Raw genomic sequence first — 21,195 nt, forward strand, 5'->3', positions numbered from 1 at the left:
CGCTCATAACGGTCTGGTTGCAGGTTCGAGTCCTGCCGGGCCCACCAGGCAAATCAAGCACTTACACAAACCCCAAAAATTTGGGGCACAGTTTGGGGCACAGATTGGTTAGTCAATCTTTCCCCATCTGTGCTTCCTACGTTCACCCGTTTCTGGTGCGGTTATGACCTCGTCACAACGACATCAACATAGAGATAACGATGACCAAAGCATGCTTGCGTTGCGTGATCGCGGCGCTGTCTCTGATCATCATCAGCGCCTCTGCGGCGCTCGCCGAGAGCCCCTATCCTACCCCAACCCGTGACGGCCGGGAACGCCTACAACGGCACGGCACCTGCCCGACCGGCTACGTCGGCCTGGGCGACAAGTGCGAGGCGCTGCACAACGACACGCCCCGCGCCTACCCGTACGTTCCAGGCGCTGCCTGCCCGTCCGGGACTTTCCGCAGCGGCGACTACTGCAAGGCGTTCCGATGAGCATCTGGTGTGACCTGTTCGGGCACCGCCTCGACACGCGCCCCGAGGGGGCGCGTGAGGTTCTCTGCGCCTTAGGCGGCCTGGCGTTCTTCGGCGAAGATCTGTGCCTTGATCTTGTCCCAAGCTCCGTCAGCATCCGCCTGCGAGGACGATACGCGGTACTTCGATTCGCCGACGACGAGTATGTGACCCCACATCGGCTTGGCATGCTGGCGAACGCCGGCCTGGAAGTCCTCGCCCGTGGGCAGCTGATCTTTTTCACAGTCTAAGATATTCCAGTCGACGTCTGCGAGCTTTGCAGCCATCACGTCGAAGTCCATCTCGTTCTCGATGCAGTGAAGGTATGCGCGAGCGAAGATCGCCATGCCGATGCCTCGCAGGGCAACGTCGCCACCATGCTTCTCGCGCAAGCTGCCGGTGGTGACTTCCGGATCCCGCATGTTGCGAGCGGCGTCGAGAAGGCGTAGCTGCGGCATGTGCCTGACCAGAGCTTCGATGAAGGCCTCCGCAGCGCGGGTCTTCTCCTGCACGCTGGCGTCTTCCTGGGCGTGATGATCAACGATGTGCGAGACAAACATCCTGATCGCGCTCATTGACCAGATCTTCCGCGACTTGCTCGAGAGGTTCACGTTGGAGGCGGTCGCGTCAACATAGAACGACAAGAATGGGATATTGCTTACGAGTTCGCGGCTTCGGTTGTTACGGCGATCCCGCACGTCGAAGGTGGTGATCAGGGACTTCGCGATTGCCTTGGCCTTGCCGCAGTCGGCAAAATCCTGATGGCTGTCAGAGCGGCTGGACTCAAAGACGATCTTTACGTCGACCGCGTTGCGCTTCAGCGCGTCCTTGTATTCCGTCGAGATCTTCGAGTCGTTGATGATGGCTTCGATCTGGCCGCGACGGTGGGCGCCGTCAGTCGTATCGAGCTTGGCTGTCGGAGGAAGGCAGAGGATGCCGGGCCAGGCGTTGGCTCCGTCATTGGCATTCGCGAAAAGAATGAGGGATGCGTCCGGCGACTCGTCGTCAAGGCCTACGCCATAGTTGAAAGTGAAGGCCGGGAGAATGAACTTTTCGCCGATGCAGGCGGTCGTGGTGAGGTACTCACGAACATGCTTGGCGTGGCTGGCTTCCTGGGGCCGGTTAGAATGCTCCATCGCCCCGACGACACCGTCCTTCTTTTTTGAACGATCTGTCTTGGACACCTGGATCATCTTCGCCACAGGCATCGCGGTGGTGAACTGCAGCCGGGAGCCCTGCAAGAACGCGGTGCCGAAAAACACTTCGCCGGCAAAGCCCATCATAGAGCGGCGACCGATTTCGGTCATGAGCGCGTCCATGCTGGAGGCGATTTCGACGTGGACGTGAGGAGGAACCGTGACGTCAGCGAGAGAAGGAAGTAGGGTGGGCATGGCGGTTGGTCCTTTCAGGGATGATCGCTATCAGAGAGGCCGCTTGGGTTCCGTCCGAGCGGTCTCTCACCTTCTAGACCTGTTTTCGAAGGAATCAATTCGAAATCAGAGGCCGTTCGAAGGAATCCCTTCGAAATATACCTTCGGTCCGCCCAACGCCTTGGTTCCTCTACGCGAACTTGGTTAATCACGTTTTCGTGATCATGCCTCGAATGCTGTCAGGTTGACCACGATCCACCTGCCGCCCGGCAGGGGACTCACGACAGCGTTCGCCTCGGTCGGAGACATCCTGCAGCAGGGGATCTGGGACGGCGATCCGATCAAAGATGAGCACCTGCCCTCGCCGAAGCGCGTCACCAAGACCCACATGTACCTCATCATGGTGGGGGGAGCGCGGGACTGGCGGGCCGGCACGCAGTTCGAGATCGTGCGATGAAGGTCGCCTTCGTCTCCTGCGTGAAGACCAAGGCGGATGGCATCTGCAGGGCCGGCGAGATGTACACCTCGCCCTGGTTCAAGATGGCGAGGTTCTGGGCCGAGCGGAACGCCGACCAATAGTTCATCCTGTCGGCGAAGTACGGCCTGCTGCGACCAGACGATCTGATCGCTCCGTACGAGGTCACCCCTGAACCGGATGAAGAACGAACAGCGTCTGGACTGGGCGGATCGGGTGCTCGACCAGGTGGAACGCCAGAAGCTGACCGGCGAGACGGCCATCATGCTCGCCCGCAAGCGACACAGAGAACACGCCTACTGGATCTTGCTTGATAAGTTCGGTTCTGTAGAAGTGCCGATGTATGGATTGACGATGGGCCGGCAGCTGAGCTGGCTCGCCGAGAGGACTTGATGAAGATGTCGAAGATGATGTTGTTGCTTGCTGCGGCTGCTGCTCTTACCGCCTCCCCGGCCAGAGCATTCTACACCGAATGCACGGCCATCAAGGAAATCGAGCTGCTCAATCGGCCAGACGGCAAAACCGATCCCAGGTTCGAGCCCGTGGCGAAGGGCGACAAGGTTGCCTTCCGCGACGAGTATCAGGGCTGGTGGTTCGTCATTCACGACGGCACCTATGGCTGGGTCCAGAAGAGCGACTTGACGAAGTGCAAGAAGATGGACGGAACGCCATAATGCGAGTCCTGGTCTACGGCGGTCGGGACTTCGTCGATAGAAGATGGCTCTATCGCGTTCTGGACGAGCTGGATGCGCGTTCAACGATCAGTTGCATCATTGAGGGTGAGGCGTCTGGAGCCGATAGGATGGCCCGGGAATGGGCCAAGAGCCGCGGTGTCCTGTTCGATCCGTACCCAGCTGCGTGGAACGATATCACCCGCCCCGGCGCCGTGGTCCGACGCAACAAGGCCGGCAAGCTGTATGATGCAGCTGCCGGCCCATTCCGGAACGAGAAGATGCTTCGCGAGGGTAAGCCGGACTATGCGGTAGGCTTCCCTGGCGGGACCGGCACCCGGGACATGACGATCAGGTGTTGGGAATACGGACTCGCCCCTTTGCTTCCGAAGCCCACCTGATCAGGCTTGGCACTGCGACAGCAACGATGAGGTTGAGAGCGATATAGAGGAACTCCGCGGCGGTCGACGCGCTCACCTCGTTGATTGGCGGGACGATGCACCAGTTGTAGCAGACGTCGCCGAGCATGGTCACGACGATCGCCGGCCGTGAGCCCCAGACAATCCCGAAGCGGCTATGCAATCGCCGCTGCTGCTGGCAGGGCCGGACTTGACGGTGAAGCGGCTGCGGAATGCGACAACTCCGGCCGGGCTGCTTACTGGCGCGGCACCATCAGCGAAATCGAGATCCATACGGCACATGGGCTTTTCGAGCAGGTCGCGGATCCACGACGGTTGTTCATTTTTTGAGACATGCTGATCAAGGACTTCCTCTGCTGCGACCCAGAGCGCATCCACGCTTCTCAGGACCCGCAAGAGGTGGTTGGACGTCATCAAAAAATCGTCCCCATCCAAGGACTTCGCCTGGTAACGGCCGTCTTCAGCCGAAATTTCGTAACCCCGATAACAAAAAGAACGCTTCATGGTGTTCCGCCGCCAGACCATAGTCGAGACCCCAACGTCCCGGCTCCGTCGTTTGCATTAGCTGGGCTTGCGTCAAAATGCAAGTTTTCGCCTAAGCTACAATGCTATTTCGGCAGGAAGTGAAAACAGCAAAAACCCAACATTTCCAGCCTAGAAATCCCTCCAGTGGGTTCCGATCCAAAACTTGCATGTTTGCATTTAATGTTGTACTGCAAATGCTTTATGCAAATGGAGAGGCAAAGTGTTGAGCCGGTTGATGCTGGGTTGCTGTTCCGCCGTAAGTCCCTGCTCCCATCAGCAGCGCGATCCGAATTCGATCTGCGACATCTGCTGCCAGGCGTCCGGAATCGCTCCGGTCGCTGCGCCAGTTAGGACCGAGATCAAGCGCAACAACCTTGACTGGGATCGCTACCACCTGCGCGTGGCTCGCGAGATCGCCAGCGGATCGAAGGATCCGAGCACGCAAGTCGGCGCTGTGATCGTGCGACCGGACAGGACGATCGCGGGAACGGGATACAACGGCTTCCCGCGTGGGATCGCCGACACCTTCGAGCGCTTGCAGGACCGGGACACCAAGATCTCCCTGGTCATCCACGCTGAGATCAACGCAGTGCTGACCGCTCGCGAGCCGCTCCACGGCTACACGCTCTACACTTGGCCGTTCCTCACCTGCGACCGCTGCGCCCTCCATATGGTGCAGGCAGGCATCAAGCGCGTCGTCGCGCCTGAGCTGCCGGAAGACAAGCGCGAACGGTGGAAGGACTCGATGGCAAAGTCACGCTCGATCTACGACGAATGCGGCATCCAGTGCGATATTGTCGGCCTGCCGGAGGACGAAGATGTCGCATGACCGCGGCTGCCCGTGCGGCAAGGAGCGATGGGATTTTCGTGAGTGCGCCATCCGCAAGGGCGATGACTGCTACCGTTACCATCTCGTCCAGAACTGGGGGCCTCCTAAAACGAAGCCCCGCATCCGAGTGAAGGCAGCTACGGAGCGCGTCGATGCGACTTGAAGACTGGCCCCTGGCACATGTCCGCGTGAAGTGCACGCAGTGCGACCGCGAGGGTCGTGCGAGCAAGGTCAAGCTGCTGGAGCGTTTCGGTCATGACCGCGAGATGTTCGTGGTCAGAGCCAAGCTGACGGAGCCGACCTGCGATCGGAAGGACAAGAAGCAGCCATGCATGTCTATCCTGCCGGATGCCATGCTGGTCCAGGCGATCCTCGCAGAGCGCAAGGAAGATGTGCTCAAACCAGAGCTGATCGAGGAAGCGATGCAATATCAGCCGCGGTGGCTGAAGAAGGAGGACTGATGAAGCTGACGAGCAGGGAAAAGCTGGCCTTGAAGGACGCTGTTGAGCGGCCCGGCGGCTGGGGACTCTTCAACCCGAAGACGACCGCGAAGCTGGCGGAGCGCGGCTTTTTCATCAAGGAGAATCTGAGCGGCTACGGCATGCAGTGGCAGATCACCGATGCCGGCCGCTCAGCACTCGCTGAGGCTGAAGCATGAAGGTCGGCGACAAGGTCGAGAAGATCAAGGGCTACAAGTGGCCCGGCGTCGTCGTCTCGACGTTCTCGACACTCAAGGGCGAGCCACGTCTGGTTGTCGAGTGTACCGTCCCTGAAGTCGCAGGCGCGCTTCACATCTACAATCCTGAGCAGCTGCGTCTGATCGATTGACGACCAAAAGTTGACAGCCTTGGCTTGCTCTGGCATTTGCATAAATGCAAAGGACGTAAATGCAAATGACAGAGTTCCAGCTCGCCCCCCTGCTCAGACGTCACTACGGCCTGGCGAAGATCGACCCGCCGTGGACGTTCCAGACCTATTCTCAAAAGGGCAAAGGCAAGTCTGCAGAGCGTCACTACAAGTGCATGACGCTCGAAGACATCTACGAGCTGCCGATCGCCGAGTTGGCGCATCCAGATGGGATGTGGGTTTGGCTCTACGCCACAGGCGTCATGTACGACGAGGCCCGCGAGGCCTTTCGCCGCTGGGACGTGAAGTACGTCACCCAGGGCGCCTGGGTGAAGATGACCAAGGACAACAGCCGCCCGACGTTCGGGACCGGATATGTGTTCCGCAACTGCCATGAACCCATCCTGATCGGCAAAATCGGCAAGCCGCGCGTGCATGCCCGTGATGTCCGTTCCGCCATCCTGCAGCCTCGCCGCGAGCATTCGCGCAAGCCCGAGGAAGGCTACTTCAACGCAGCCAAGATGGCAGGCCCGTATCCGAAGGCGGACATCTTCAGCCGTCAGGTGCGCCCAGGCTGGGATGCCTGGGGCAACGAGATCGAGAAATTCAATTCCGAGTCGGCCGCTGAGCCGGTTCTGAACGTCGCTGGCGAACCAGCAATCCTAGCCGCCTAGTCAGGAGAATGAAGTGAAGAGAGCAATCTCGGCGCTGCTCTGCGCCGCTGCCTTGGCCGCGCCAATCAGTGTGGCTGAAGCCCGTCCCCATCGCCATCATCGCCACCATCACCTGCATCAGGCCTTTGCCGTGCAGGAGGAGCAGCCGATCCTGTTCGGTGGCATCCAGAGCGGACTCCAGCAGGGCTTCAGCGCTGGCACAGGCTTCGTCGAACGTGCTCGCCAGTTCGTTGGTGAGACGGCTCATCAGGTCGGCGTCCGTAGCGCCCTGTGGTGCTCCGCATTCCTGCGCAAGATCACAGGCGCCACGGGCGTCGATGACCGCGCCCTGTCCTGGGAGAGCCATCGCCACATTGCGCCGCAGGTCGGAGCTGTCGTGACCATGGGCCGCCGCGGCGGTGGGCACGTCGGCATCGTCTCTGGCTTCACCGCCAAGGGTGACCCGATCGTCATCAGCGGCAACCACGGCCATCGCGTGGCGGAGAGCGTCTATCCGCGCCACCGCATCCGCGCCTGGGTCTCGCCGACCTGAGGAGCACCAGATGCCCATCAAGTCGACCGAGCGGAAGTACACCGCTCAAGTGTTCAAGCAGAAGCTGCCTCGGCGTCACAGCCTGGGGTGTATCGCCATCCCCGAGCTGCGCGTCGGCTGCGGCTATGCCGGCGGAGCTGAGCGCTCGATCGACTTGTGGGTGATCGAAGCCAACGCGACGAAGGGCTGCACGGCGACGAGCTACGAGATCAAGGTCTCGCGCTCCGACTTCCTGAAGGACGTGCAGCAGCCGCTGAAGCAGCGCGGCGCTCGCCTGTTCTCGGATCAGTTCTTCTTCGTGACGCCACCGGGCCTGCTCAAGCCGGAAGAGATTCCGGACTGGGCGGGCTTGCTGGAGCCCCAGGAGCCGCACTTCTGGGGCAACTGGCCGACCTTCAAGACCATCGTGCCGGCGCCGATCCGATCGAAAGACGCACCGTCCTGGCCGCTGGTGGTCAGCCTGCTCCGCCGCCAGCCGATCATCGTGCCTGACGTTCCTGATTACGAGGCCGAAGAAGCCTCGGAAACCGACGTTTTCTGAAAGGGGGATCGCATGTGCTTCATCACGGATTTCATCAAGGCGCACACCAGAACCGAGCGGCATCACCTGGTTGCTGACCAGCGGGCAAAGCTCAATGGCTGGGCACCAGGCACCTATCACTCGCGCTGCTTCAGCTGCGACGAGGAGTTCATCGGCGGCGAGCGCGCCATCTTCTGCGCCGACTGCGCCTACGGCACGAAGGAGCATCCCTAATGCCTGTCGTTCGTCAGCAATGGATCACCCGAAAGCATCTCTGGGACAATCCCAACCAGTTCTATGTCTTCGGAGACAACATGCAGCGCCGCGGCTACGGCGGTCAGGCGAAGGAGATGCGCGGCGAGCCCAACGCGATCGGCGTGGCGACAAAATGGTCGCCCGGAATGGGTCCTCTCGAATTTTTCGATGACACCATCGCCTGCAGGGCGGTCGTCGAGTGCGATCTGCTGAAGATCGATGATCTGCTGCGCGCCGGCCGGACCGTTGTTGTGCCGTTTGACGGCATCGGCACAGGTCTGTCGCAGCTGCCGCGGCATGCGCCGAACCTGCATCGCTTCATCGAGGACTGGTTCAAGGGCCGCGAGAAGCGGATCGGCCTCGGCCGCTGCCCTACCTGCGGAGAACCCGGACACATGATGGAGAAGAGGCCGGACGGCGACACGATCTGCGCCGAGGGCCACAAGCATCCGTCGAAGGATTTCCGTCGATGAGCGTCGACCTGACGTGGAGGCCTGGGCCAAAGTGCCTCGAACACTGGGCCAAGGTTCGCGCTAAGATTCAGGCGAACCCGACCAAGATCAAACCTCAGCCGCTCGCTTACGAGCGCGTGGCCCAGCTCAAAGCGGAGCTGACATCTGAAGGCCGAGCTTCGCAAGCTATCTGAGTAGCGGAGGAGGACGCCAAAATGATCAATCCGGCTGATCTGCACAAGGTGTGCAACGATATCCTCAAATGCGCCGAGACCGGCGGTCCTGTGAAGGATGTCATCGAGGCCTCTGTCTACAGCGAGGCGGAGCTGGTTCACGAGCTGGCGCTGAGCTACGTCCGCAACCAGCTGCTGAACCAATTCGCCACCGCGGTGCTAGAGACCTTCGAGAAGTCCGAGGCACAGGGATACCGATCTCGAGACCGGCAGTTTGCGATCGACTTACTCGGAAAGGCGCTGCGATGAGCGAGCGCGCATAGCTTAGTGGCACAGCCATAGAATCATCCCCACCATCGCGACGGCGGCGACAATCGCCTGCCAACCTTTGGCATCGAAATCGAAACCAGGGCCTTTGAAGCGAAGCTGATGATCAGACATGGCGCAGCTCTCCTTGAAAATACAGAGCTGCCTTTTTCGGGTGATTTAGATTGATCGCTGACGACAGACCGCTTGGCAAGCGCAAAGTGGCTCCATCTAAGCCACGGATATCGCGGGATATTTCTTCCGCTTTTGAGACCGATCCTGGTTCCGACATGACTCAGCTCTCCATTTTAAAACATGGAGAGCGATTCGCCGCTGCCGCTTGAGAAGGGGCTATCTGCCGAACTGCGTTAAATGACTGACACAGCCCGCAAGTTAAATCAGCGGCTTAGTTGGCCTTGACTGGCACATGGATCTTTCTTTGCAATTACTATGTCCATAGACCATTGAGCGCATTCGTGTTTTCGAAGTCGTTTCCCCATCGCGCCGCCCTGCGGCGGGGCCTCCCCTCGCCCGCTCGACGCCTGACAAAGCCCAACAAATTCGATGGTACGGCGCTCCTAGACCAGGAGCGCACGGATCTAAACAATTTAGCGACAGCATCAGAAACGGTGTGCCGGAAGATCAATCCCCCCGCAAAACGCTGTCCATCCTTCGATCCTCAGTCGTAGCTCAGCTGAGGCGAATCCCGACGCAGCTAGTCCGAGTCGACAACTGTCAACAGGTAATTTGACGTTATGCAACCTTGAAATATGCCGTTTAACGCTGACATCTCATACGAAGCTACGAGGCCCCAATGACGCCAGACAAGATCGCAGAGCTGCGGGTGAAGCACCTTGAAATGTTACAGACACTTATCACGCGAATGGCAGGATATGGCGCCTCGTTTAAGAGCTACTGCATCACTGTCGTCACCGCCGTAGTGGGATTCGCTTTCACACTGCACCGACCTGGTGTCGCTGCGCTCGCGCTTCTGCCGGTGCTCGCGTTCGCCGTAGCCGACGCGCAATATCTCCGCGTTGAACGAACTTTCCGAGGACTCTTCAACGTTGTGCGCCAAGAGGCCTGGGACACGTTACCGAGCTTTGACATCAATCTTAAGCATGCTCCTGCGGAACGTTTTTTGACCGCCGCTACGAGCTGGTCGATTGTCTGGTTCTATGCACCGCTGGCAATCGCCGTCCTAATGGCGGTGCTCTGGGCATACGTCTATGGCTGACGATCCTTTCGACGCGAATCGCATGGGTGGCCTGTTTGGACTGGTAAAAACGAGCGAGGCTAACAAGCCTCTTGAGCGGGCTCTCGGGCTTGGATCGCTGGTTTCAAAACCTACCTTCGGCGCCGGGTTGACAGGTCCGTTCGGTATCGGTGGCGCTATAAGCGATCTCTTTCCCCCGCCTTCGCCCTCCCCAAACCCGTTTGCCAAGGCTAGTGCGGTATCCGATCTCTTTGGATCCCTGGCCCCCGGCATAGCGCCCGCTATCACGCCAAAGCGAGCCATTAAGAGGAAGGCCTTTTTCTCATTCCACTATGACGACATCATGCGAGTGAACGTGGTTCGGAACGCATGGAGGATAGACCATCCGGACAACGTGCTCATGCGTAGCTTCCAGGACAGCAGTTTGTGGGAGAGTCGAAAGCTTGAGGGTGATGAAGCAATTAAGCGCCTCATCAGGGAAGGCGTTGATTACACATCCGCGGTTTGCGTCCTTATCGGTACAGGCACGTGGGTGAGGCGCTGGGTGCGCTATGAAATAGCCAGAGCAGTAGTGGACGGGCGCGGACTGCTCAGCGTGCACCTAAACAGCATCAGACACCACTCGACCAAGACACCGCACACCCGCGGACACAATCCGCTGGACTTCTTGGCCGTCGGAAAGGTGCAGGAACATCCTCTAAAGCCACCGAGGCACTTCCTATTCGAAAGATTGGCAATTCCGAACGGCTTCGGTGGCCACGAATGGCAATGGCACCGATACAGCGACTACACGCTGGCCGTTCCGCTTCCTCGATGGCTTGAAGATCCAGCCGATGGATACGTCACGCCACTTTCTAGATGTACATCAACCTACGACTACATTGCGGATAAAGGGCACCAAAACATCGGTAGTTGGATCGACGCAGCGGCTCAGGCCGCCGGTCGCTGACGGAGCTGTAGTATGCCAAAGACATTTATCTCGTACAGCTGGTCGTCTAAGGAGCGAGAACAGTGGGTACTAGAATTCGCCACTGCTCTGCGTGAGAGCGGTGTCGATGTCGTACTGGATAAATGGGACCTCAAGGAGGGGCACGATGTCGTCGCATTTATGGAAAGGATGGGCACGGACAAGGATATTGAAAAGGTCATTATGATTTTCGACCGTCGGTATGTTGAAAAGGCAAACGACAGAACTGGCGGAGTCGGCACTGAGGCGCAGATTATCACATCACAGATTTACGAGCGATCCGACCAGGATAAGTTTATTGGCATAGTCGCTGAAGTGAACCCCGAGGGCCGACCGTACAAACCCATCTACTATGCATCCCGCCTCCATATCGATCTTAGCGACCAGGACACTTACGCAGAGAATTTCGATCAGCTCTTGCGCTGGGTTTTCGGTAAACCAGCATACCCAAAGCCTCCGCTCGGACGACCGCCTGAATTCTTGAACGACAGCTATCTAGCTCTACCCACACGCTCGCGCGCACACCGCGCAACGACTCTAATTAGGTCCGCGTCCCCCGCAGCGCTCGGCGCTCTCCAGGACTATCTTGAGAGTCTATCAGATAGCTTCAATATGATCCGAATTGAGGGGGCCACTCGGGACGATTTTGACGAAGAAGTGGTAAAATCGATTGGCGCTTTTACGCCATATAGAGATGAGTATCTCAGCGTGCTCTCTACCTTGGTGAAGGCCCCTCCATCGGACGATAGCGCGTTGGTCATCAAGAGATTTTTCGAGCGATTGATTCCATTTATGACTCGACCGAAGGGAATGATGAGCTGGTCTGAAGACTGGTTTGACAACTATAGGTTCATTATTCACGAACTCTTTCTCTACACTGTTGCCTCGCTTCTGAAAAACGAACGATTTGCAGAACTGTTGAGTTTCATTGGTGACGGCTTTTATGCCGCCGCTCTATCCCAGGATGGAGCAAGGACGCCTATACAAGATTTTACGCTGTTTCGAACGTATCTTCCATCGCTCGCACGGCGAAACGTACGGCTGGAACTCCGTCGGCTATCTGTCCGTGCCGACCTCTTGCGAGATCGCGTACCGCCCCAAGGCGTCAATTTAGACGATCTTATGCAGGCCGACTTAGTCCTTTTTCTTCGAGCCGCCGCTGAAGAACACGCTTGGTGGCCGGAGACACTGATATGGGCTTCACGCCAGTATTCGCCCTTTGAGTTATTCGCGCGAGCGACATCTGCGCGATATCTTCAACGACTGCTTCCAGTCCTTGGCGTTTCCACGCCCGAAGATCTACACAACCTGATTAACAGCTTTTACAGTCAACAAGGATTATCGAGGTTGCCCAAATGGGAATTCGATACCGTTGAATTGAAGAGACTGACGGGAGCTGCCGAGCTTGGCAGGAGACCGTAGACTCCTTTCAGCGTGTGCCGAGAAGGCGCTGCGAAGTTCTCGTGGATCTTCTGGCACCAGGCAGCGAACCGCTTGATGTGGACAGCGAAGAACCTGCGAACCAGATAGGAACGCACGACCGAGACGACCGTGAACGCCAACGTGATGCCCATGGACGCCCCGAGCTTCACCGGGGCACCGAACAACGGCAGGATCGCGAAGTTCACTGGCACGGAGGTGACGAAGCCGATCATGGCATTCGTCACAACCTCCACCAGGGACATCAGCCGGGACTGCTCCATCAGGCGGCCGGCCGGAGCTTCAGGGCTCCGCGCATCAGCGAAGCGATGTTCCGCTTCAGCTCATCCAGAGTCCCGTTGTTGTCGATCACGAAATCGCACATCCAGGGCTCGATCGTCAGCGAGTTACGCGGCTCGCGATACTCCAGGCGCTCGCATGCATCGATCCAGATCGAGGCGTCGAAAACGCGGGCATTTCGCAGCGCGTGAAACTCTCTGGCGTTTCGGTTGCCGACATAGAGGTCGTATTCGTTGAAGATCGCACGACCCAGCGTGGTGAGATCGGCCTTGTTGGACTCGGCGATCAGATCAAACCACGTCGACCGATGGTTCGCCCTGTCATCGTAGCATTCCTGCACCGATGCGTACTTGCCGGGATGCTTCTCCTCGAACCACGGAAACACGACACGCTCGGCCATGAACCAGCTCGACGAGACGAACGTCGCGCCGAAATCGTCACGCAGGATCTCGGCCGCAGTATCCTTGCCGTGCCGACCGTGGCCGACAACCATCATACGATACGGGAAACTCATCGGAATCAACTCTCCATTTGCATTTATGCAAATCTCTAGGCAGCAGAAGCCGCCGGCATGCGGATGACAGGCTTCTCCGGACGCCACTTGCCCTTTTGCAGCGTGATTAGAGCGCGCTTGCCATCCTGGTACTGGACGACGTGCGAGACAGCCCAGCCGGACGGTCCTTTGTTGTAGCCGTGCCGCAGGTTCATCGCGCCGGCCACGTACACGCCCTCGTTGATCTCTGGGCTGTGCTTGTCGCCGATGGTCATCTTGCGGCCCATGCGGGCGAAGCCGGCCACAGTGCCCTTGGCGCCATTCGCGCCGCGGAAGCCGTGGTTGCCGACCTCGATGCCGTCGATCAGCTTGCTGTAGCCGTCATGGCACCACTCGACTTTGTCGCCGATCTGCGGCCACATCTGGCGGATCGCATGTTCGAGCAGCGAGAAGCGCGGGATCGGCAGGTCGTTGTCGATCGCGAACGACCGCTTCTCGACGTGCGCCATGTAGGCGTCTTCGAGTTGCAGGCCGAAGCGCAGGTTGGTGCCGTGCCCGCGATAGCGAGCCTCACGGACGTATTTCTCCAGCGCGATGTCGTGGTTGCCCTCGGCAATGATGCCGTGGCGGTCCTCGCCGATCGTCCGGTGCAGGAAGTCTCCGCACTGGTTGACCTCGTCGGCCACATTGTCGCGACCGCGGAGCGCCATCTCGTACTGGTAGGCGATGTCGTGGACGTGGTGATGGTTGCCCGGCTCATTGTCGAAGATGTCGTGGAAGATCTGGTACTCGGGATTGAGGACGTCGGTCAGGCTGTTGCGATAGCGGGCGATGTTGCCGCGCATGTCCCAGCCAAACGTCGCCATGGTGTTGGCGGCATCGAGCTTGCGGACATGGATGTCAGCATAGGTGATCGCCCGAGCACGGTGCCCGGTCGTGACCTCGCCATCCGCCACATGGGCGTCGAGATCGTAGAATGAGCCGTCCTCGTTCGCCGTGATCTGGCGGCAGAAGACGTCGCCGTCGTTGTCGAACTGAACAACGGTCGCCCCGATGACCTGGTGGAAGATGGATTTCACACCCGCCTTGCGGGGGATCACCTTCGGCCGGGTCACCGCGCCGGTCGTCATGACCTGGTGCGCCTGGATGTTCGGATCGGTGGACGGAACGCTCTTCAGCTGGCGCTTGGCGTGCGGAAACACGGCCCAGCGGCCCCGGCTATAGGTCACGAGGTCGGAGATCGGCTGCGACGCGGTCGGCAGCGTGTTCATCTCGCCGCAGAACATGAAGTTGTCGCCGATCTTCATCTGGCCGAAGCACAGATATTCGGTCAGCTCGTTCGAGTACGCGCGTGCGGTCGGGTTGTTCTCGGCCCACCACTGGGTCTCGTAGGTCCAGGGACCGACGACGATCTCGGCGTTGATGAATGCCGCATAGGCCAGCAGGTTGGCCCAGAACTCCTCGTGCAGCAGCGCATCGTTCTGCGCGCCCGTGAAGACGAAGTTCCGGTTGCGGGAGTCCCGGATCGGGGCGACACGCAGGGTGTCGGTCATCCAGGTCCGCGGAGTCCCCTCCTTGGTCACGTAGCCGCGCAGATCGCGGTCGTACTTGCGGACCAGGTAGGAGTCGATGATGATGGCTTCGGGATTGATAACCGGATAACGGGATCTGGTGATGAGGTTGGTCACCTCCACCGACAGGTCCTGGGCGCGCATGTGCGCGTGATCCTCGGCGGACAGCTCCTCGCCGGCCTCAGCGGCGCCCCGGGTCACGGTGGCGGCGGCCTGCGGCGGGATGTAGAGAGACCAGTCGACAGCGAAGTGCTCTTTGCGCTTTCGCTTCAGCGCCTCTTCGGCGCGAACCCAGTTCGGATAGTTGATGCCCTCGCGGCGCTCCGCGGTCTTGGTGGCGGAAGCCAGCCCACCGCGAGACCCCTGAGGGTGGTACCCCAGCTTCAGGAGGTCTTCGACGACCTTCTTTCTGCGGGCGCGCTCTTCGGTCGATAGTTTCATGAAACACCGAGTCAACAGAAATTCCGTGGTTTTGCATTATCACGCTATTTGCATTCATGCAAATATGAGGTTACCCCGGGCCGGCCGTGAGGTTGCTGGCAGCAATTGCCGCCAGACCTCAGATATGCTCTCCGCTCATGCAGCTAGACTGCGCCAATTAAGGCGTTCTGGATCGCTGGTGAACTCAGCGGTGTTGTCCGAGACGATCGAAGGCTTCCCTTCTTGGGAAACGACGTGCCGTCGGGAATTCACCCTACGAAGATCTCTGAGCCGGGATACGCTTGCTTCCTTATTTGCTCACCATGCATGCGAGCGCCGAGAGATCCTAACTTCCGTCTTCGTGGATTGGCGGCTGAAACGCGACCGCCGTCTCCCAAGGAAGGTAGATGGAGGAGTGCGTTGATACCTCTGTGATAAAGGTGTCGACAAGCGAGCGACTGATCGGCCTAGTATAAACGGCGGCGACATGCGCCTTCGGCAGCATGCTGCGCACTACCTCAACGGTGCTGTTGGTGGCGACATCGTCGATAATAAGCACGCCCTGCCCTGCCCCGCCGGCAATAGCCGCCACTTCGTCGGCTACCTTCTTGAGGATTTTCGGTTCCTCTTCGGGTCCAGACTCACCTTGGCTCGACATGCATAAGGTCTCGATCGTCTGGATGTTGAGCTCGCGCGCGACGATCGCGGCCACCACAAGGCCGCCATTGCTGGTGGTGACGATAGCATAAAACGGTCCGGCGCGTTGTAGCCGCGAGGCGAGCGCGCGGCAGTCGCGATGGAGTTGGTCCCAGGACACCGAAGCCGCAGGGGCTGTCTCGGCTAAATCCGACGCTAGACCGGTCTCAACCGATGCCGTTGCTCCGGCAAAGCGACCAACTTCGGCCAAGATCGATGAGCGGGCACGACGCGTCGATATAGGATCGCGCGGCGCCCTTTCGCCGTCTACGGAGACAACCGCCCCCTCGATGAGGGTACCCGCCTGTTGAAAATCGATCGCGCCACGCAGATCGGCGTGGCGAAGATCCGCTCCTTCTAGGTTAACGTCACTTAGTATTTGGTCGCGAAGCACGTACCCGCGCAGATCGGCGCCACGATAGTAAGTTCTAATGTCTCTGCCCGCGGCCCTTGCAAAGGTCACGAACGCAAGTTCGGGGCGAGGAACGACGGCCTCCATCATCGCACCAAGTGCAGTGCGGTCATCCGCCGTTAGGAACGGGATCGATTTCTGCTCCATTGAGAGTTAGCCTGTTGTGGGTCTGATTTCGAATATCTCAATCATCACTACGAATTCTCCTTCGCGAACCGGTAAGCCAGCTTCCCTCTGATTCCGCGCGACCCTCGCTGTCAGTTCGTCTCGCAGCATCTGCTGCCGAAGGATCTCATGAGCTTCCACCGCCTCATCTGCTCTTTGCTCCAATTCCGTTCGGGCCAGCTGCGCAACGCGTTCGCTGGTATTCCCTGGAAGTAAGCACAACTTTTCGAATGGCACGGTGGTCATCAATGTAACACGCATAGATTCTGCGGAAGTTTCGGGTTCGAGTACAAAGAGGGGACTTTGTTCTTCCGAACTGGTCTTCGGATACGTGTGGCTTAACAAGCCATGCTCTTTGTGGGGATCTCCAAAATCCGGGTCGCCAATGGCGGTAGCCTCCCCAAATGATCCAATTAGAATGATCTCTGATATGGATTTGGCCGTGCTGTTATTCTCTTGGGCCATCGCTCGCGCCCGATTGAACCTCCATTTGGCAAGCAAGGATGCAGTAAGGGAAGGATCTGATATTGCCCCCTTTACGCGCGCATCGATCCCAAGTGCCAATGCGTGCTCTTTTACTTTTAGGAGTTTCGTCTTCGAAATTGATTGGGATCTAAAGCTTCCATCTTGTAGCGCTACTCTACGGCGGCTGTTATGCTTCACGCGCGCATTTTCGAGTTCGTGTCGAATCAATACCTGCCAGGTAGCCAGGATAAGGATATTGTCACCTATTGTAAGAGAGGGCCTTCCGCAGGATACTGTGACGCGGACAGGGAGGGCATGAAACGGGTCTCCTTGATTCACTGAGGTCTCAAGCCAGGCTAAATCCACGATGCCTTGAGTACGCGTCTCTCCAATTTTTACGCGCGTCCAACTGGGAGAGGCGAGCGGAGCCAGTGATGCCGTAGCTGGGACCGATGGCGGATCGGGCGAATTAGTACCAGTTCTCGGCTTTCGCGGCACCGCTCAGGCTCCAGTGAAACTGTCACGGGGTCATTTGTGCTATTTTATACTGGAAATCGTAAGTTGTTTAGAAATTAATGTAGCTGTTCGACCCGTGAACCGAGCTGATGGTGCTCTCACAGGCCCCATCGCACCAATGATTGCCAATAACATTATTGGGTCTGCCACGCCCGACAAGCAAACTGCTTCGGATGACGCGCATTGAAGTTAGCGATCTTAGGGGGGCAGATAGTGAATGCGGTGGCGGCGACCGTGCCCCAAGTTGTCAAGATCGCTGACGCTATTCGTTTATCGCCAAAACGACCTAAGGTTACCGACAACCTGACGCTAATTCAAGTCATGTGTTTGTTCAGGTCACCTGATCGCCAGAAACTTCATGATCCGGTCGACCACGACGTCGGGTAGTTTCATCACCTGATCGGAAATGTCGTCCATCCGCTCTGTTAATCGGGTTTCGATTGCCTTGACGGTATCCCAGGAGGCGTACTCCTCGGCAACCTTCAGCCGGAACTCGGCCAACTCGCGTTCGAGCTTGTGAGCCTTCTCAGTCGCGGACTTCGCAGCAGCTTCTCCGGCGGCCTTCGCTTCATCGATCTTGCCGCTGAGACGCCAGGAGATGGTGAGGGTGAGGCCGATGAGGGCAACGGTCGGGCCATAGAGGCCAGCAATGCTTTCGAGGCTGATCACGTCGATGGGCGGGGGCGTGGCCATAGTTTTTTTCCAATCTGGTCGATCTCGGCGATGCACTGGGCAACGCCGTCGATAATGTGATTTGCGGTGATGAGGGTGCTCGCTAGCGGGCGACGACCGCGACCTTGCCCATGCCGGCTTCGATCGGCTGATGGACATAGTCACCTGTTGAGGTTCTGGCCGGTCCGGTGGTCTTTGAGACGGGCCTCGATGACATCGCCATAGCAGCGCCACAGCAATAACCCGACGACGATCGCGCCGACCCACCAGTACGGCAGGAGCCAGACAACGACGTCGTGGGCGGAATCCAGGATGCCCTTGGCAGCCTGAACCTGGCTGACCACGTCTTTCGCCTTGTCGAGGGCGCCGGACATGTTGGCACCTCCGATCGCGCCGCTACCGACGATGATCTTGGTCAGCGTGGAGCCCTTCTGAGCCGCCTTGATCGTCTTGGAGCCAGCTGCTGCCAGATCACCGGCCGTGGCGTTTGCGCGCTCAGGCGAGGCCGGACGGGGCGCTATGGCCTTGTCCAGCGCGTCCGTGGTCTCGGCATTCGGATGACCAGTGATCTTGAGGCCCTCACGCTTCTGGAACGCCGCGCAGGCGCCCGTGGTGAGGTCTCCCCAGTCGCCGTCGACATTGCCGACGTTGTAATTCAGGCCCTTCAACTTCTGCTGATAGACCAGCGTGATCGACTTTCCGGGCTTGGCCTCGTAGTCGCCGCTCGCCAGGCGCCGCGCCCAGGCCGTGTCCGCGGCCTGCATGCGGGTGTCGTAGTGGTTCTGGGCGTAGCCGGAACCGTTGTAGCCCCGTGCGAAGCTGGTGAAGTCCTTGGCGATCAGGAACCGGTCGAGCTTCGCGTGCAGGATCTCGCGGCAGAGCGCATCCACCTGCTCAGCAATGCCCCGCGACAGCTCGGCGACCATCGCCGTGGCGCTCTCGTATTTCAGGCCCTCGGCGTTGAAGCCCATGGTCTGGCCGAGACCCCAGGACGCCGCCCGGTTGGCGACCTCCTCGTCGATGTGACGCGCCTTGGCGATCAGCGACAGGCGGTCGGCCGACTTGCCCTGGTCCTTGTACTGGGTCTTCGGCGACCACTTTGCGATCGCGAGGCCGGCGGCGATCGCCGCCTTCAGCTTGCTCGGCTGATGCGACTGCATCTCCGAATAGAACTTGTGGCGCTCGAACAGCAGCGTCGGGGTGTGATTGTCCTCCTCGAAAGGCTTGCCGGAGGTCTCGCACTCGACGACGGCCAGCAGCGAAGACGCCGGCCAGCCGTGCTGGTTCGCCGCCGCCACGATGGCGTCGATGATCTCTTGACTGAACATGTTGGATTCCGTGGTTTAAGGAGCCGCGTTGCCGCTGCCGGGCGCTCCAGGGAGCACACCGCCCATCGGCTCTCCGGGCATGGGTCTGAGGAACAGGTCGTCGGCGCGGTCGCTGTAATCGACGCCGTCGCCGGGGGCTCGGCACTGCAGGTTGGAGCGGATGCCGGTGCTCTTGATGTACGTGTGGGTCGCCTTTTCGACGACGTAGGAGCCGTTGATGCCGTCCCGCATGTTGGTCACTAGGATCGTCTGCGCGTCACGGATCCAGGGATCGCCCTTGGCGAGGTCGAAGATGGCCTCGACTGAGGCGCGCTTGATCGCCCCGGCCTTGGCCGCCGCAGCAGCCTCTGCCTCCATCTGCGAGTTGAAGATCTGGCCGATGGTGAAGGGATCGCCATCGCCGCCAGGCAGCGCAGACGAGATCCATTTCCGGATGTGCTGGTCCTTGTCCCAGTAGGCGGCTTTCACCTCGGACGCATCATTGCGGCCTGAGTAGCGGACGCGCCACGTTCCGAAGTGCTCCGGATGGAGCACCAGCGTTGGCAACGCGACGCCGCTGACGCTCTCGGTCGAGTCGCGCGGGACGAAGACCAGGTTGCCGTCAGCCACCTTGCCAATGGCGCCGAACATGCGCTCCAGCTCATGGATCATGTGCAGGTTGCTGACCTGCTGGTTCTTGAAGGGGATTTGCCGGCCAGCCAGGTCGCTCGGAATCGACAGCTGAAGTCCGGATTGTGAGGCCATTTCGCCGAGGATGTCGCCGACGGTCTTGTTGCTGAAGTTGGCGATCTGCGGGGCCTTCTTGATATCGTTGAATCCGGTCGACGTGCCGGTGAGCTGGATGCTCCGCGGCATACCCTCGAAGATGACGTCGTCGATCGTATAGGTTCCGAGATAGGCGAGGCCGATCTCCTTGTAGCCGAGCCAGACTTGGATCATTTCGCCGCCGTTCGGCCTAGCGATGCGCCAGTCACGATCGTCGACTTCGATCTCACATCGGTCGCCCTCGCCTCCGCCCGACGTCAGCTCGACCTTGATCTTGGTGGTCCGATCGTTGAAGTGATCGGTGATATCGATCCCGCCTTTGTAGATGCGGTAGATCGGGGTGTAGCCGGTGGGCACGCACGCCTCCCAAACAAAAAGGCCGCCCCGAAGGACGGCCTTGATCTGCTATGGCGCATCAAACGCTGGGTCTGATGCGCAACTGCGTATAAATCGACGCTATGCGCGAATGCGTATGCGTCAGGTCCAGAGAAAGAGCTGCGGGAGGACAGACACCTCGGTGACCTTCACCGGAGGCTCCGGGAGGTTGATGCTGATTCCCATCGGCAGAACGAAGCCATAAAGCTCGATGCCGTCGTTCTGCTCCATGACCCATTCCACGAGCCGGTTGCTGGTCGAGCCGTATCGTGCGTAGACGACGCGGTCGAGCCGATCGAACATCTTGGTGACGTAAATCGACATCAGGTGGCCCAGAAATCTTGAACTGCTGCTGTGTTCAGGTCGTCGCCGTACCGCGACAGCTCAAGCTGGAAGTCGATCTTGTGTGCGATACCGACAGCACCGATCTTGGACTCCACCGTGCGGAGCCGCTTGATGACGAAGTTGCCGAGGTTCTCGCTGCCATAGGACAGTGAGCCACCCGGCTGCGTCAGCGGATAGAAACGCGCCAGGATGTGCGGCTTGCCGGACCGGCCGGCCTGATCGAGCAGCTTGATGGTTGAGAGACCGCCGAAGTGGTACGGATACATCCGACCTTCGATGACGAATTGCTCTTCTCCAGGCCCGGTGAACTGCATCGCGGGATCGCGCGACAGGCGGTCATTCGAGACCCAGGTGTATTGGCGATCGCGCTGCAGCTGCTCGAAACCGGGAGTGTCATTATTCGGCAGCGGAACGTAGAAAAGGATCACGTTTTCGCTCGCAGTAGGCTCGAGCGAGCCCAAACCCATGAGCACAGAAGCCATGGAATCCTCTCAAAATGAAAAGGCCCCGCCGGATGGCGAGGCCTCTA

At 59.2% G+C, this 21,195-nt stretch carries 33 protein-coding genes and 1 pseudogene; 20 read left to right on the plus strand and 14 right to left on the minus strand.

What is annotated here, in order from left to right; translation table 11 throughout:
• Nucleotides 1-200 precede the first annotated feature (200 nt).
• Nucleotides 201-476: a hypothetical protein gene (locus ACQR07_RS31685; RefSeq protein ID WP_434905986.1), complete on the plus strand. Its 276-nt coding sequence runs from the start codon at nucleotides 201-203 to the stop codon at nucleotides 474-476.
• Nucleotides 477-547: 71 nt separating this feature from the next.
• On the opposite strand, the gene ACQR07_RS31690 is transcribed toward ACQR07_RS31685, so the two are convergent.
• Nucleotides 548-1,885 (minus strand): DNA sulfur modification protein DndB, encoded by a 1,338-nt coding sequence (locus ACQR07_RS31690; protein ID WP_434905987.1) that lies wholly within the window; start codon nucleotides 1,883-1,885, stop codon nucleotides 548-550.
• A 223-nt stretch (nucleotides 1,886-2,108) separates the two neighbouring features.
• Between ACQR07_RS31690 and ACQR07_RS31695 the strand changes: the two genes are divergently transcribed.
• From ACQR07_RS31695 to ACQR07_RS31715, 5 genes are all read left to right on the plus strand, one after another.
• Entirely contained in the window at nucleotides 2,109-2,321 is a 213-nt protein-coding gene (locus ACQR07_RS31695) for a hypothetical protein (protein WP_434905988.1), read from the plus strand.
• A complete protein-coding gene (locus ACQR07_RS31700; protein ID WP_434905989.1) occupies nucleotides 2,318-2,443 on the plus strand; it encodes a DUF6884 domain-containing protein in 126 nt (41 codons plus the stop codon). Before ACQR07_RS31695 ends, ACQR07_RS31700 begins: the two co-directional genes overlap by 4 nt.
• Before the next feature lie 76 nt (nucleotides 2,444-2,519).
• Nucleotides 2,520-2,732 (plus strand): DUF6884 domain-containing protein, encoded by a 213-nt coding sequence (locus tag ACQR07_RS31705; RefSeq protein WP_434905990.1) that lies wholly within the window; start codon nucleotides 2,520-2,522, stop codon nucleotides 2,730-2,732.
• Complete coding sequence (locus tag ACQR07_RS31710) at nucleotides 2,732-3,013, plus strand: SH3 domain-containing protein (RefSeq protein ID WP_434905991.1); 282 nt, start codon at nucleotides 2,732-2,734, stop codon at nucleotides 3,011-3,013. Before ACQR07_RS31705 ends, ACQR07_RS31710 begins: the two co-directional genes overlap by 1 nt.
• The gene (locus ACQR07_RS31715; protein ID WP_409999184.1) at nucleotides 3,013-3,411 is read left to right on the plus strand and encodes a DUF2493 domain-containing protein; all 399 of its coding nucleotides are present in this window, start codon (nucleotides 3,013-3,015) and stop codon (nucleotides 3,409-3,411) included. The genes ACQR07_RS31710 and ACQR07_RS31715 overlap by 1 nt, the downstream gene beginning before the upstream one ends.
• Here the strand turns inward: ACQR07_RS31715 and ACQR07_RS31720 are convergent.
• Both ACQR07_RS31720 and ACQR07_RS31725 read right to left on the minus strand, forming a co-directional pair.
• On the minus strand, nucleotides 3,362-3,538 hold the full coding sequence (locus ACQR07_RS31720) for a hypothetical protein (protein WP_434906172.1): 177 nt from the start codon (nucleotides 3,536-3,538) through the stop codon (nucleotides 3,362-3,364). The genes ACQR07_RS31715 and ACQR07_RS31720 overlap by 50 nt on opposite strands.
• 2 nt (nucleotides 3,539-3,540) lie before the next feature.
• The gene (locus tag ACQR07_RS31725; protein ID WP_434905992.1) at nucleotides 3,541-3,933 is read right to left on the minus strand and encodes a hypothetical protein; all 393 of its coding nucleotides are present in this window, start codon (nucleotides 3,931-3,933) and stop codon (nucleotides 3,541-3,543) included.
• 244 nt (nucleotides 3,934-4,177) lie between these two features.
• Here ACQR07_RS31725 and ACQR07_RS31730 point away from each other — a divergent pair, with 244 nt between their 5' ends.
• The 14 genes from ACQR07_RS31730 (at nucleotide 4,178) to ACQR07_RS31795 (ending at nucleotide 12,146) form a co-directional block, all read left to right on the plus strand.
• Nucleotides 4,178-4,783, plus strand: coding sequence for a deaminase (locus ACQR07_RS31730; protein WP_434905993.1), 606 nt, complete (start codon nucleotides 4,178-4,180; stop codon nucleotides 4,781-4,783).
• A 152-nt stretch (nucleotides 4,784-4,935) separates the two neighbouring features.
• Nucleotides 4,936-5,244 (plus strand): hypothetical protein, encoded by a 309-nt coding sequence (locus ACQR07_RS31735; protein WP_315782439.1) that lies wholly within the window; start codon nucleotides 4,936-4,938, stop codon nucleotides 5,242-5,244.
• Nucleotides 5,244-5,441: a hypothetical protein gene (locus tag ACQR07_RS31740; protein WP_434905994.1), complete on the plus strand. Its 198-nt coding sequence runs from the start codon at nucleotides 5,244-5,246 to the stop codon at nucleotides 5,439-5,441. The genes ACQR07_RS31735 and ACQR07_RS31740 overlap by 1 nt, the downstream gene beginning before the upstream one ends.
• Complete coding sequence (locus tag ACQR07_RS31745) at nucleotides 5,438-5,611, plus strand: hypothetical protein (protein WP_315782436.1); 174 nt, start codon at nucleotides 5,438-5,440, stop codon at nucleotides 5,609-5,611. The genes ACQR07_RS31740 and ACQR07_RS31745 overlap by 4 nt, the downstream gene beginning before the upstream one ends.
• 65 nt (nucleotides 5,612-5,676) lie before the next feature.
• Nucleotides 5,677-6,303, plus strand: coding sequence for an MT-A70 family methyltransferase (locus ACQR07_RS31750; RefSeq protein WP_434905995.1), 627 nt, complete (start codon nucleotides 5,677-5,679; stop codon nucleotides 6,301-6,303).
• Nucleotides 6,304-6,316: 13 nt separating this feature from the next.
• On the plus strand, nucleotides 6,317-6,835 hold the full coding sequence (locus ACQR07_RS31755) for a TIGR02594 family protein (protein ID WP_434905996.1): 519 nt from the start codon (nucleotides 6,317-6,319) through the stop codon (nucleotides 6,833-6,835).
• A 10-nt stretch (nucleotides 6,836-6,845) separates the two neighbouring features.
• Nucleotides 6,846-7,376: a hypothetical protein gene (locus ACQR07_RS31760; RefSeq protein WP_434905997.1), complete on the plus strand. Its 531-nt coding sequence runs from the start codon at nucleotides 6,846-6,848 to the stop codon at nucleotides 7,374-7,376.
• 12 nt (nucleotides 7,377-7,388) lie between these two features.
• Entirely contained in the window at nucleotides 7,389-7,589 is a 201-nt protein-coding gene (locus ACQR07_RS31765) for a hypothetical protein (RefSeq protein ID WP_434905998.1), read from the plus strand.
• Nucleotides 7,589-8,083 (plus strand): hypothetical protein, encoded by a 495-nt coding sequence (locus tag ACQR07_RS31770; protein WP_434905999.1) that lies wholly within the window; start codon nucleotides 7,589-7,591, stop codon nucleotides 8,081-8,083. The genes ACQR07_RS31765 and ACQR07_RS31770 overlap by 1 nt, the downstream gene beginning before the upstream one ends.
• On the plus strand, nucleotides 8,080-8,256 hold the full coding sequence (locus ACQR07_RS31775; protein WP_434906000.1) for a hypothetical protein: 177 nt from the start codon (nucleotides 8,080-8,082) through the stop codon (nucleotides 8,254-8,256). Before ACQR07_RS31770 ends, ACQR07_RS31775 begins: the two co-directional genes overlap by 4 nt.
• Before the next feature lie 21 nt (nucleotides 8,257-8,277).
• Nucleotides 8,278-8,544 carry a hypothetical protein gene (locus ACQR07_RS31780; protein WP_434906001.1) on the plus strand — a complete coding sequence of 89 codons (267 nt, stop codon included), beginning with the start codon at nucleotides 8,278-8,280 and terminating at the stop codon, nucleotides 8,542-8,544.
• An 811-nt stretch (nucleotides 8,545-9,355) separates the two neighbouring features.
• Nucleotides 9,356-9,778, plus strand: a complete 423-nt coding sequence (locus tag ACQR07_RS31785; protein ID WP_434906002.1) for a hypothetical protein — start codon at nucleotides 9,356-9,358, stop codon at nucleotides 9,776-9,778.
• Nucleotides 9,771-10,706 carry a TIR domain-containing protein gene (locus ACQR07_RS31790; RefSeq protein ID WP_434906003.1) on the plus strand — a complete coding sequence of 312 codons (936 nt, stop codon included), beginning with the start codon at nucleotides 9,771-9,773 and terminating at the stop codon, nucleotides 10,704-10,706. The genes ACQR07_RS31785 and ACQR07_RS31790 overlap by 8 nt, the downstream gene beginning before the upstream one ends.
• 12 nt (nucleotides 10,707-10,718) lie before the next feature.
• Nucleotides 10,719-12,146, plus strand: coding sequence for an SEFIR domain-containing protein (locus ACQR07_RS31795; protein WP_434906004.1), 1,428 nt, complete (start codon nucleotides 10,719-10,721; stop codon nucleotides 12,144-12,146).
• On the opposite strand, the gene ACQR07_RS31800 is transcribed toward ACQR07_RS31795, so the two are convergent.
• The 11 genes and pseudogenes from ACQR07_RS31800 to ACQR07_RS31850 all read right to left on the minus strand — a co-directional run bounded on the left by ACQR07_RS31800 (nucleotide 12,053) and on the right by ACQR07_RS31850 (nucleotide 21,148).
• Nucleotides 12,053-12,427, minus strand: coding sequence for a DUF7220 family protein (locus ACQR07_RS31800; protein ID WP_434906005.1), 375 nt, complete (start codon nucleotides 12,425-12,427; stop codon nucleotides 12,053-12,055). The genes ACQR07_RS31795 and ACQR07_RS31800 overlap by 94 nt on opposite strands.
• Nucleotides 12,427-12,957, minus strand: a complete 531-nt coding sequence (locus ACQR07_RS31805; protein WP_434906006.1) for a hypothetical protein — start codon at nucleotides 12,955-12,957, stop codon at nucleotides 12,427-12,429. The genes ACQR07_RS31800 and ACQR07_RS31805 overlap by 1 nt, the downstream gene beginning before the upstream one ends.
• A 35-nt stretch (nucleotides 12,958-12,992) precedes the next feature.
• The gene (locus ACQR07_RS31810; RefSeq protein WP_434906007.1) at nucleotides 12,993-14,948 is read right to left on the minus strand and encodes a hypothetical protein; all 1,956 of its coding nucleotides are present in this window, start codon (nucleotides 14,946-14,948) and stop codon (nucleotides 12,993-12,995) included.
• A gap of 325 nt (nucleotides 14,949-15,273) precedes the next feature.
• Nucleotides 15,274-15,744: a xanthine phosphoribosyltransferase gene (gene gpt / locus ACQR07_RS31815; protein ID WP_434906173.1), complete on the minus strand. Its 471-nt coding sequence runs from the start codon at nucleotides 15,742-15,744 to the stop codon at nucleotides 15,274-15,276.
• Nucleotides 15,745-15,957: 213 nt separating this feature from the next.
• Nucleotides 15,958-16,182, minus strand: a pseudogene (locus ACQR07_RS31820) (pentapeptide repeat-containing protein); the annotation flags it as partial.
• A gap of 6 nt (nucleotides 16,183-16,188) precedes the next feature.
• Nucleotides 16,189-16,665, minus strand: a complete 477-nt coding sequence (locus ACQR07_RS31825) for a hypothetical protein (RefSeq protein ID WP_434906008.1) — start codon at nucleotides 16,663-16,665, stop codon at nucleotides 16,189-16,191.
• A gap of 852 nt (nucleotides 16,666-17,517) precedes the next feature.
• Nucleotides 17,518-17,874 (minus strand): hypothetical protein, encoded by a 357-nt coding sequence (locus ACQR07_RS31830; RefSeq protein WP_434906009.1) that lies wholly within the window; start codon nucleotides 17,872-17,874, stop codon nucleotides 17,518-17,520.
• Between the two features lie 140 nt (nucleotides 17,875-18,014).
• The gene (locus tag ACQR07_RS31835; protein ID WP_434906010.1) at nucleotides 18,015-19,181 is read right to left on the minus strand and encodes an N-acetylmuramidase domain-containing protein; all 1,167 of its coding nucleotides are present in this window, start codon (nucleotides 19,179-19,181) and stop codon (nucleotides 18,015-18,017) included.
• Between the two features lie 15 nt (nucleotides 19,182-19,196).
• Nucleotides 19,197-20,303, minus strand: coding sequence for a phage late control D family protein (locus ACQR07_RS31840; protein ID WP_434906011.1), 1,107 nt, complete (start codon nucleotides 20,301-20,303; stop codon nucleotides 19,197-19,199).
• A 120-nt stretch (nucleotides 20,304-20,423) separates the two neighbouring features.
• The gene (locus tag ACQR07_RS31845) at nucleotides 20,424-20,645 is read right to left on the minus strand and encodes a tail protein X (RefSeq protein ID WP_434906012.1); all 222 of its coding nucleotides are present in this window, start codon (nucleotides 20,643-20,645) and stop codon (nucleotides 20,424-20,426) included.
• A complete protein-coding gene (locus tag ACQR07_RS31850) occupies nucleotides 20,645-21,148 on the minus strand; it encodes a phage tail protein (protein WP_434906013.1) in 504 nt (167 codons plus the stop codon). The genes ACQR07_RS31845 and ACQR07_RS31850 overlap by 1 nt, the downstream gene beginning before the upstream one ends.
• Between the last annotated feature and the right edge of the window lie 47 nt (nucleotides 21,149-21,195).

The organism is Bradyrhizobium sp. HKCCYLS20291 (assembly GCF_051167715.1).
Classification (GTDB): domain Bacteria; phylum Pseudomonadota; class Alphaproteobacteria; order Rhizobiales; family Xanthobacteraceae; genus Bradyrhizobium.

Coding starts and splice junctions, on each gene's coding strand:
- ACQR07_RS31690 (WP_434905987.1), bottom strand. CDS start 1,885: ATGCCCACCCTACTTCCTTCTCTCGCTGACGTCACGGTTCCTCCTCAC.
- ACQR07_RS31790 (WP_434906003.1), top strand. CDS start 9,771: ATGGCTGACGATCCTTTCGACGCGAATCGCATGGGTGGCCTGTTTGGA.
- ACQR07_RS31685 (WP_434905986.1), top strand. CDS start 201: ATGACCAAAGCATGCTTGCGTTGCGTGATCGCGGCGCTGTCTCTGATC.
- ACQR07_RS31780 (WP_434906001.1), top strand. CDS start 8,278: ATGATCAATCCGGCTGATCTGCACAAGGTGTGCAACGATATCCTCAAA.
- ACQR07_RS31700 (WP_434905989.1), top strand. CDS start 2,318: ATGAAGGTCGCCTTCGTCTCCTGCGTGAAGACCAAGGCGGATGGCATC.
- ACQR07_RS31725 (WP_434905992.1), bottom strand. CDS start 3,933: ATGAAGCGTTCTTTTTGTTATCGGGGTTACGAAATTTCGGCTGAAGAC.
- ACQR07_RS31745 (WP_315782436.1), top strand. CDS start 5,438: ATGAAGGTCGGCGACAAGGTCGAGAAGATCAAGGGCTACAAGTGGCCC.
- ACQR07_RS31705 (WP_434905990.1), top strand. CDS start 2,520: ATGAAGAACGAACAGCGTCTGGACTGGGCGGATCGGGTGCTCGACCAG.
- ACQR07_RS31740 (WP_434905994.1), top strand. CDS start 5,244: ATGAAGCTGACGAGCAGGGAAAAGCTGGCCTTGAAGGACGCTGTTGAG.
- ACQR07_RS31800 (WP_434906005.1), bottom strand. CDS start 12,427: ATGGAGCAGTCCCGGCTGATGTCCCTGGTGGAGGTTGTGACGAATGCC.
- ACQR07_RS31760 (WP_434905997.1), top strand. CDS start 6,846: ATGCCCATCAAGTCGACCGAGCGGAAGTACACCGCTCAAGTGTTCAAG.
- ACQR07_RS31835 (WP_434906010.1), bottom strand. CDS start 19,181: ATGTTCAGTCAAGAGATCATCGACGCCATCGTGGCGGCGGCGAACCAG.
- ACQR07_RS31805 (WP_434906006.1), bottom strand. CDS start 12,957: ATGAGTTTCCCGTATCGTATGATGGTTGTCGGCCACGGTCGGCACGGC.
- ACQR07_RS31830 (WP_434906009.1), bottom strand. CDS start 17,874: ATGGCCACGCCCCCGCCCATCGACGTGATCAGCCTCGAAAGCATTGCT.
- ACQR07_RS31750 (WP_434905995.1), top strand. CDS start 5,677: ATGACAGAGTTCCAGCTCGCCCCCCTGCTCAGACGTCACTACGGCCTG.
- ACQR07_RS31850 (WP_434906013.1), bottom strand. CDS start 21,148: ATGGCTTCTGTGCTCATGGGTTTGGGCTCGCTCGAGCCTACTGCGAGC.
- ACQR07_RS31825 (WP_434906008.1), bottom strand. CDS start 16,665: ATGGCCCAAGAGAATAACAGCACGGCCAAATCCATATCAGAGATCATT.
- ACQR07_RS31845 (WP_434906012.1), bottom strand. CDS start 20,645: ATGTCGATTTACGTCACCAAGATGTTCGATCGGCTCGACCGCGTCGTC.
- ACQR07_RS31710 (WP_434905991.1), top strand. CDS start 2,732: ATGAAGATGTCGAAGATGATGTTGTTGCTTGCTGCGGCTGCTGCTCTT.
- ACQR07_RS31785 (WP_434906002.1), top strand. CDS start 9,356: ATGACGCCAGACAAGATCGCAGAGCTGCGGGTGAAGCACCTTGAAATG.
- ACQR07_RS31720 (WP_434906172.1), bottom strand. CDS start 3,538: ATGCTCGGCGACGTCTGCTACAACTGGTGCATCGTCCCGCCAATCAAC.
- ACQR07_RS31775 (WP_434906000.1), top strand. CDS start 8,080: ATGAGCGTCGACCTGACGTGGAGGCCTGGGCCAAAGTGCCTCGAACAC.
- ACQR07_RS31715 (WP_409999184.1), top strand. CDS start 3,013: ATGCGAGTCCTGGTCTACGGCGGTCGGGACTTCGTCGATAGAAGATGG.
- ACQR07_RS31810 (WP_434906007.1), bottom strand. CDS start 14,948: ATGAAACTATCGACCGAAGAGCGCGCCCGCAGAAAGAAGGTCGTCGAA.
- ACQR07_RS31765 (WP_434905998.1), top strand. CDS start 7,389: ATGTGCTTCATCACGGATTTCATCAAGGCGCACACCAGAACCGAGCGG.
- ACQR07_RS31770 (WP_434905999.1), top strand. CDS start 7,589: ATGCCTGTCGTTCGTCAGCAATGGATCACCCGAAAGCATCTCTGGGAC.
- ACQR07_RS31795 (WP_434906004.1), top strand. CDS start 10,719: ATGCCAAAGACATTTATCTCGTACAGCTGGTCGTCTAAGGAGCGAGAA.
- ACQR07_RS31735 (WP_315782439.1), top strand. CDS start 4,936: ATGCGACTTGAAGACTGGCCCCTGGCACATGTCCGCGTGAAGTGCACG.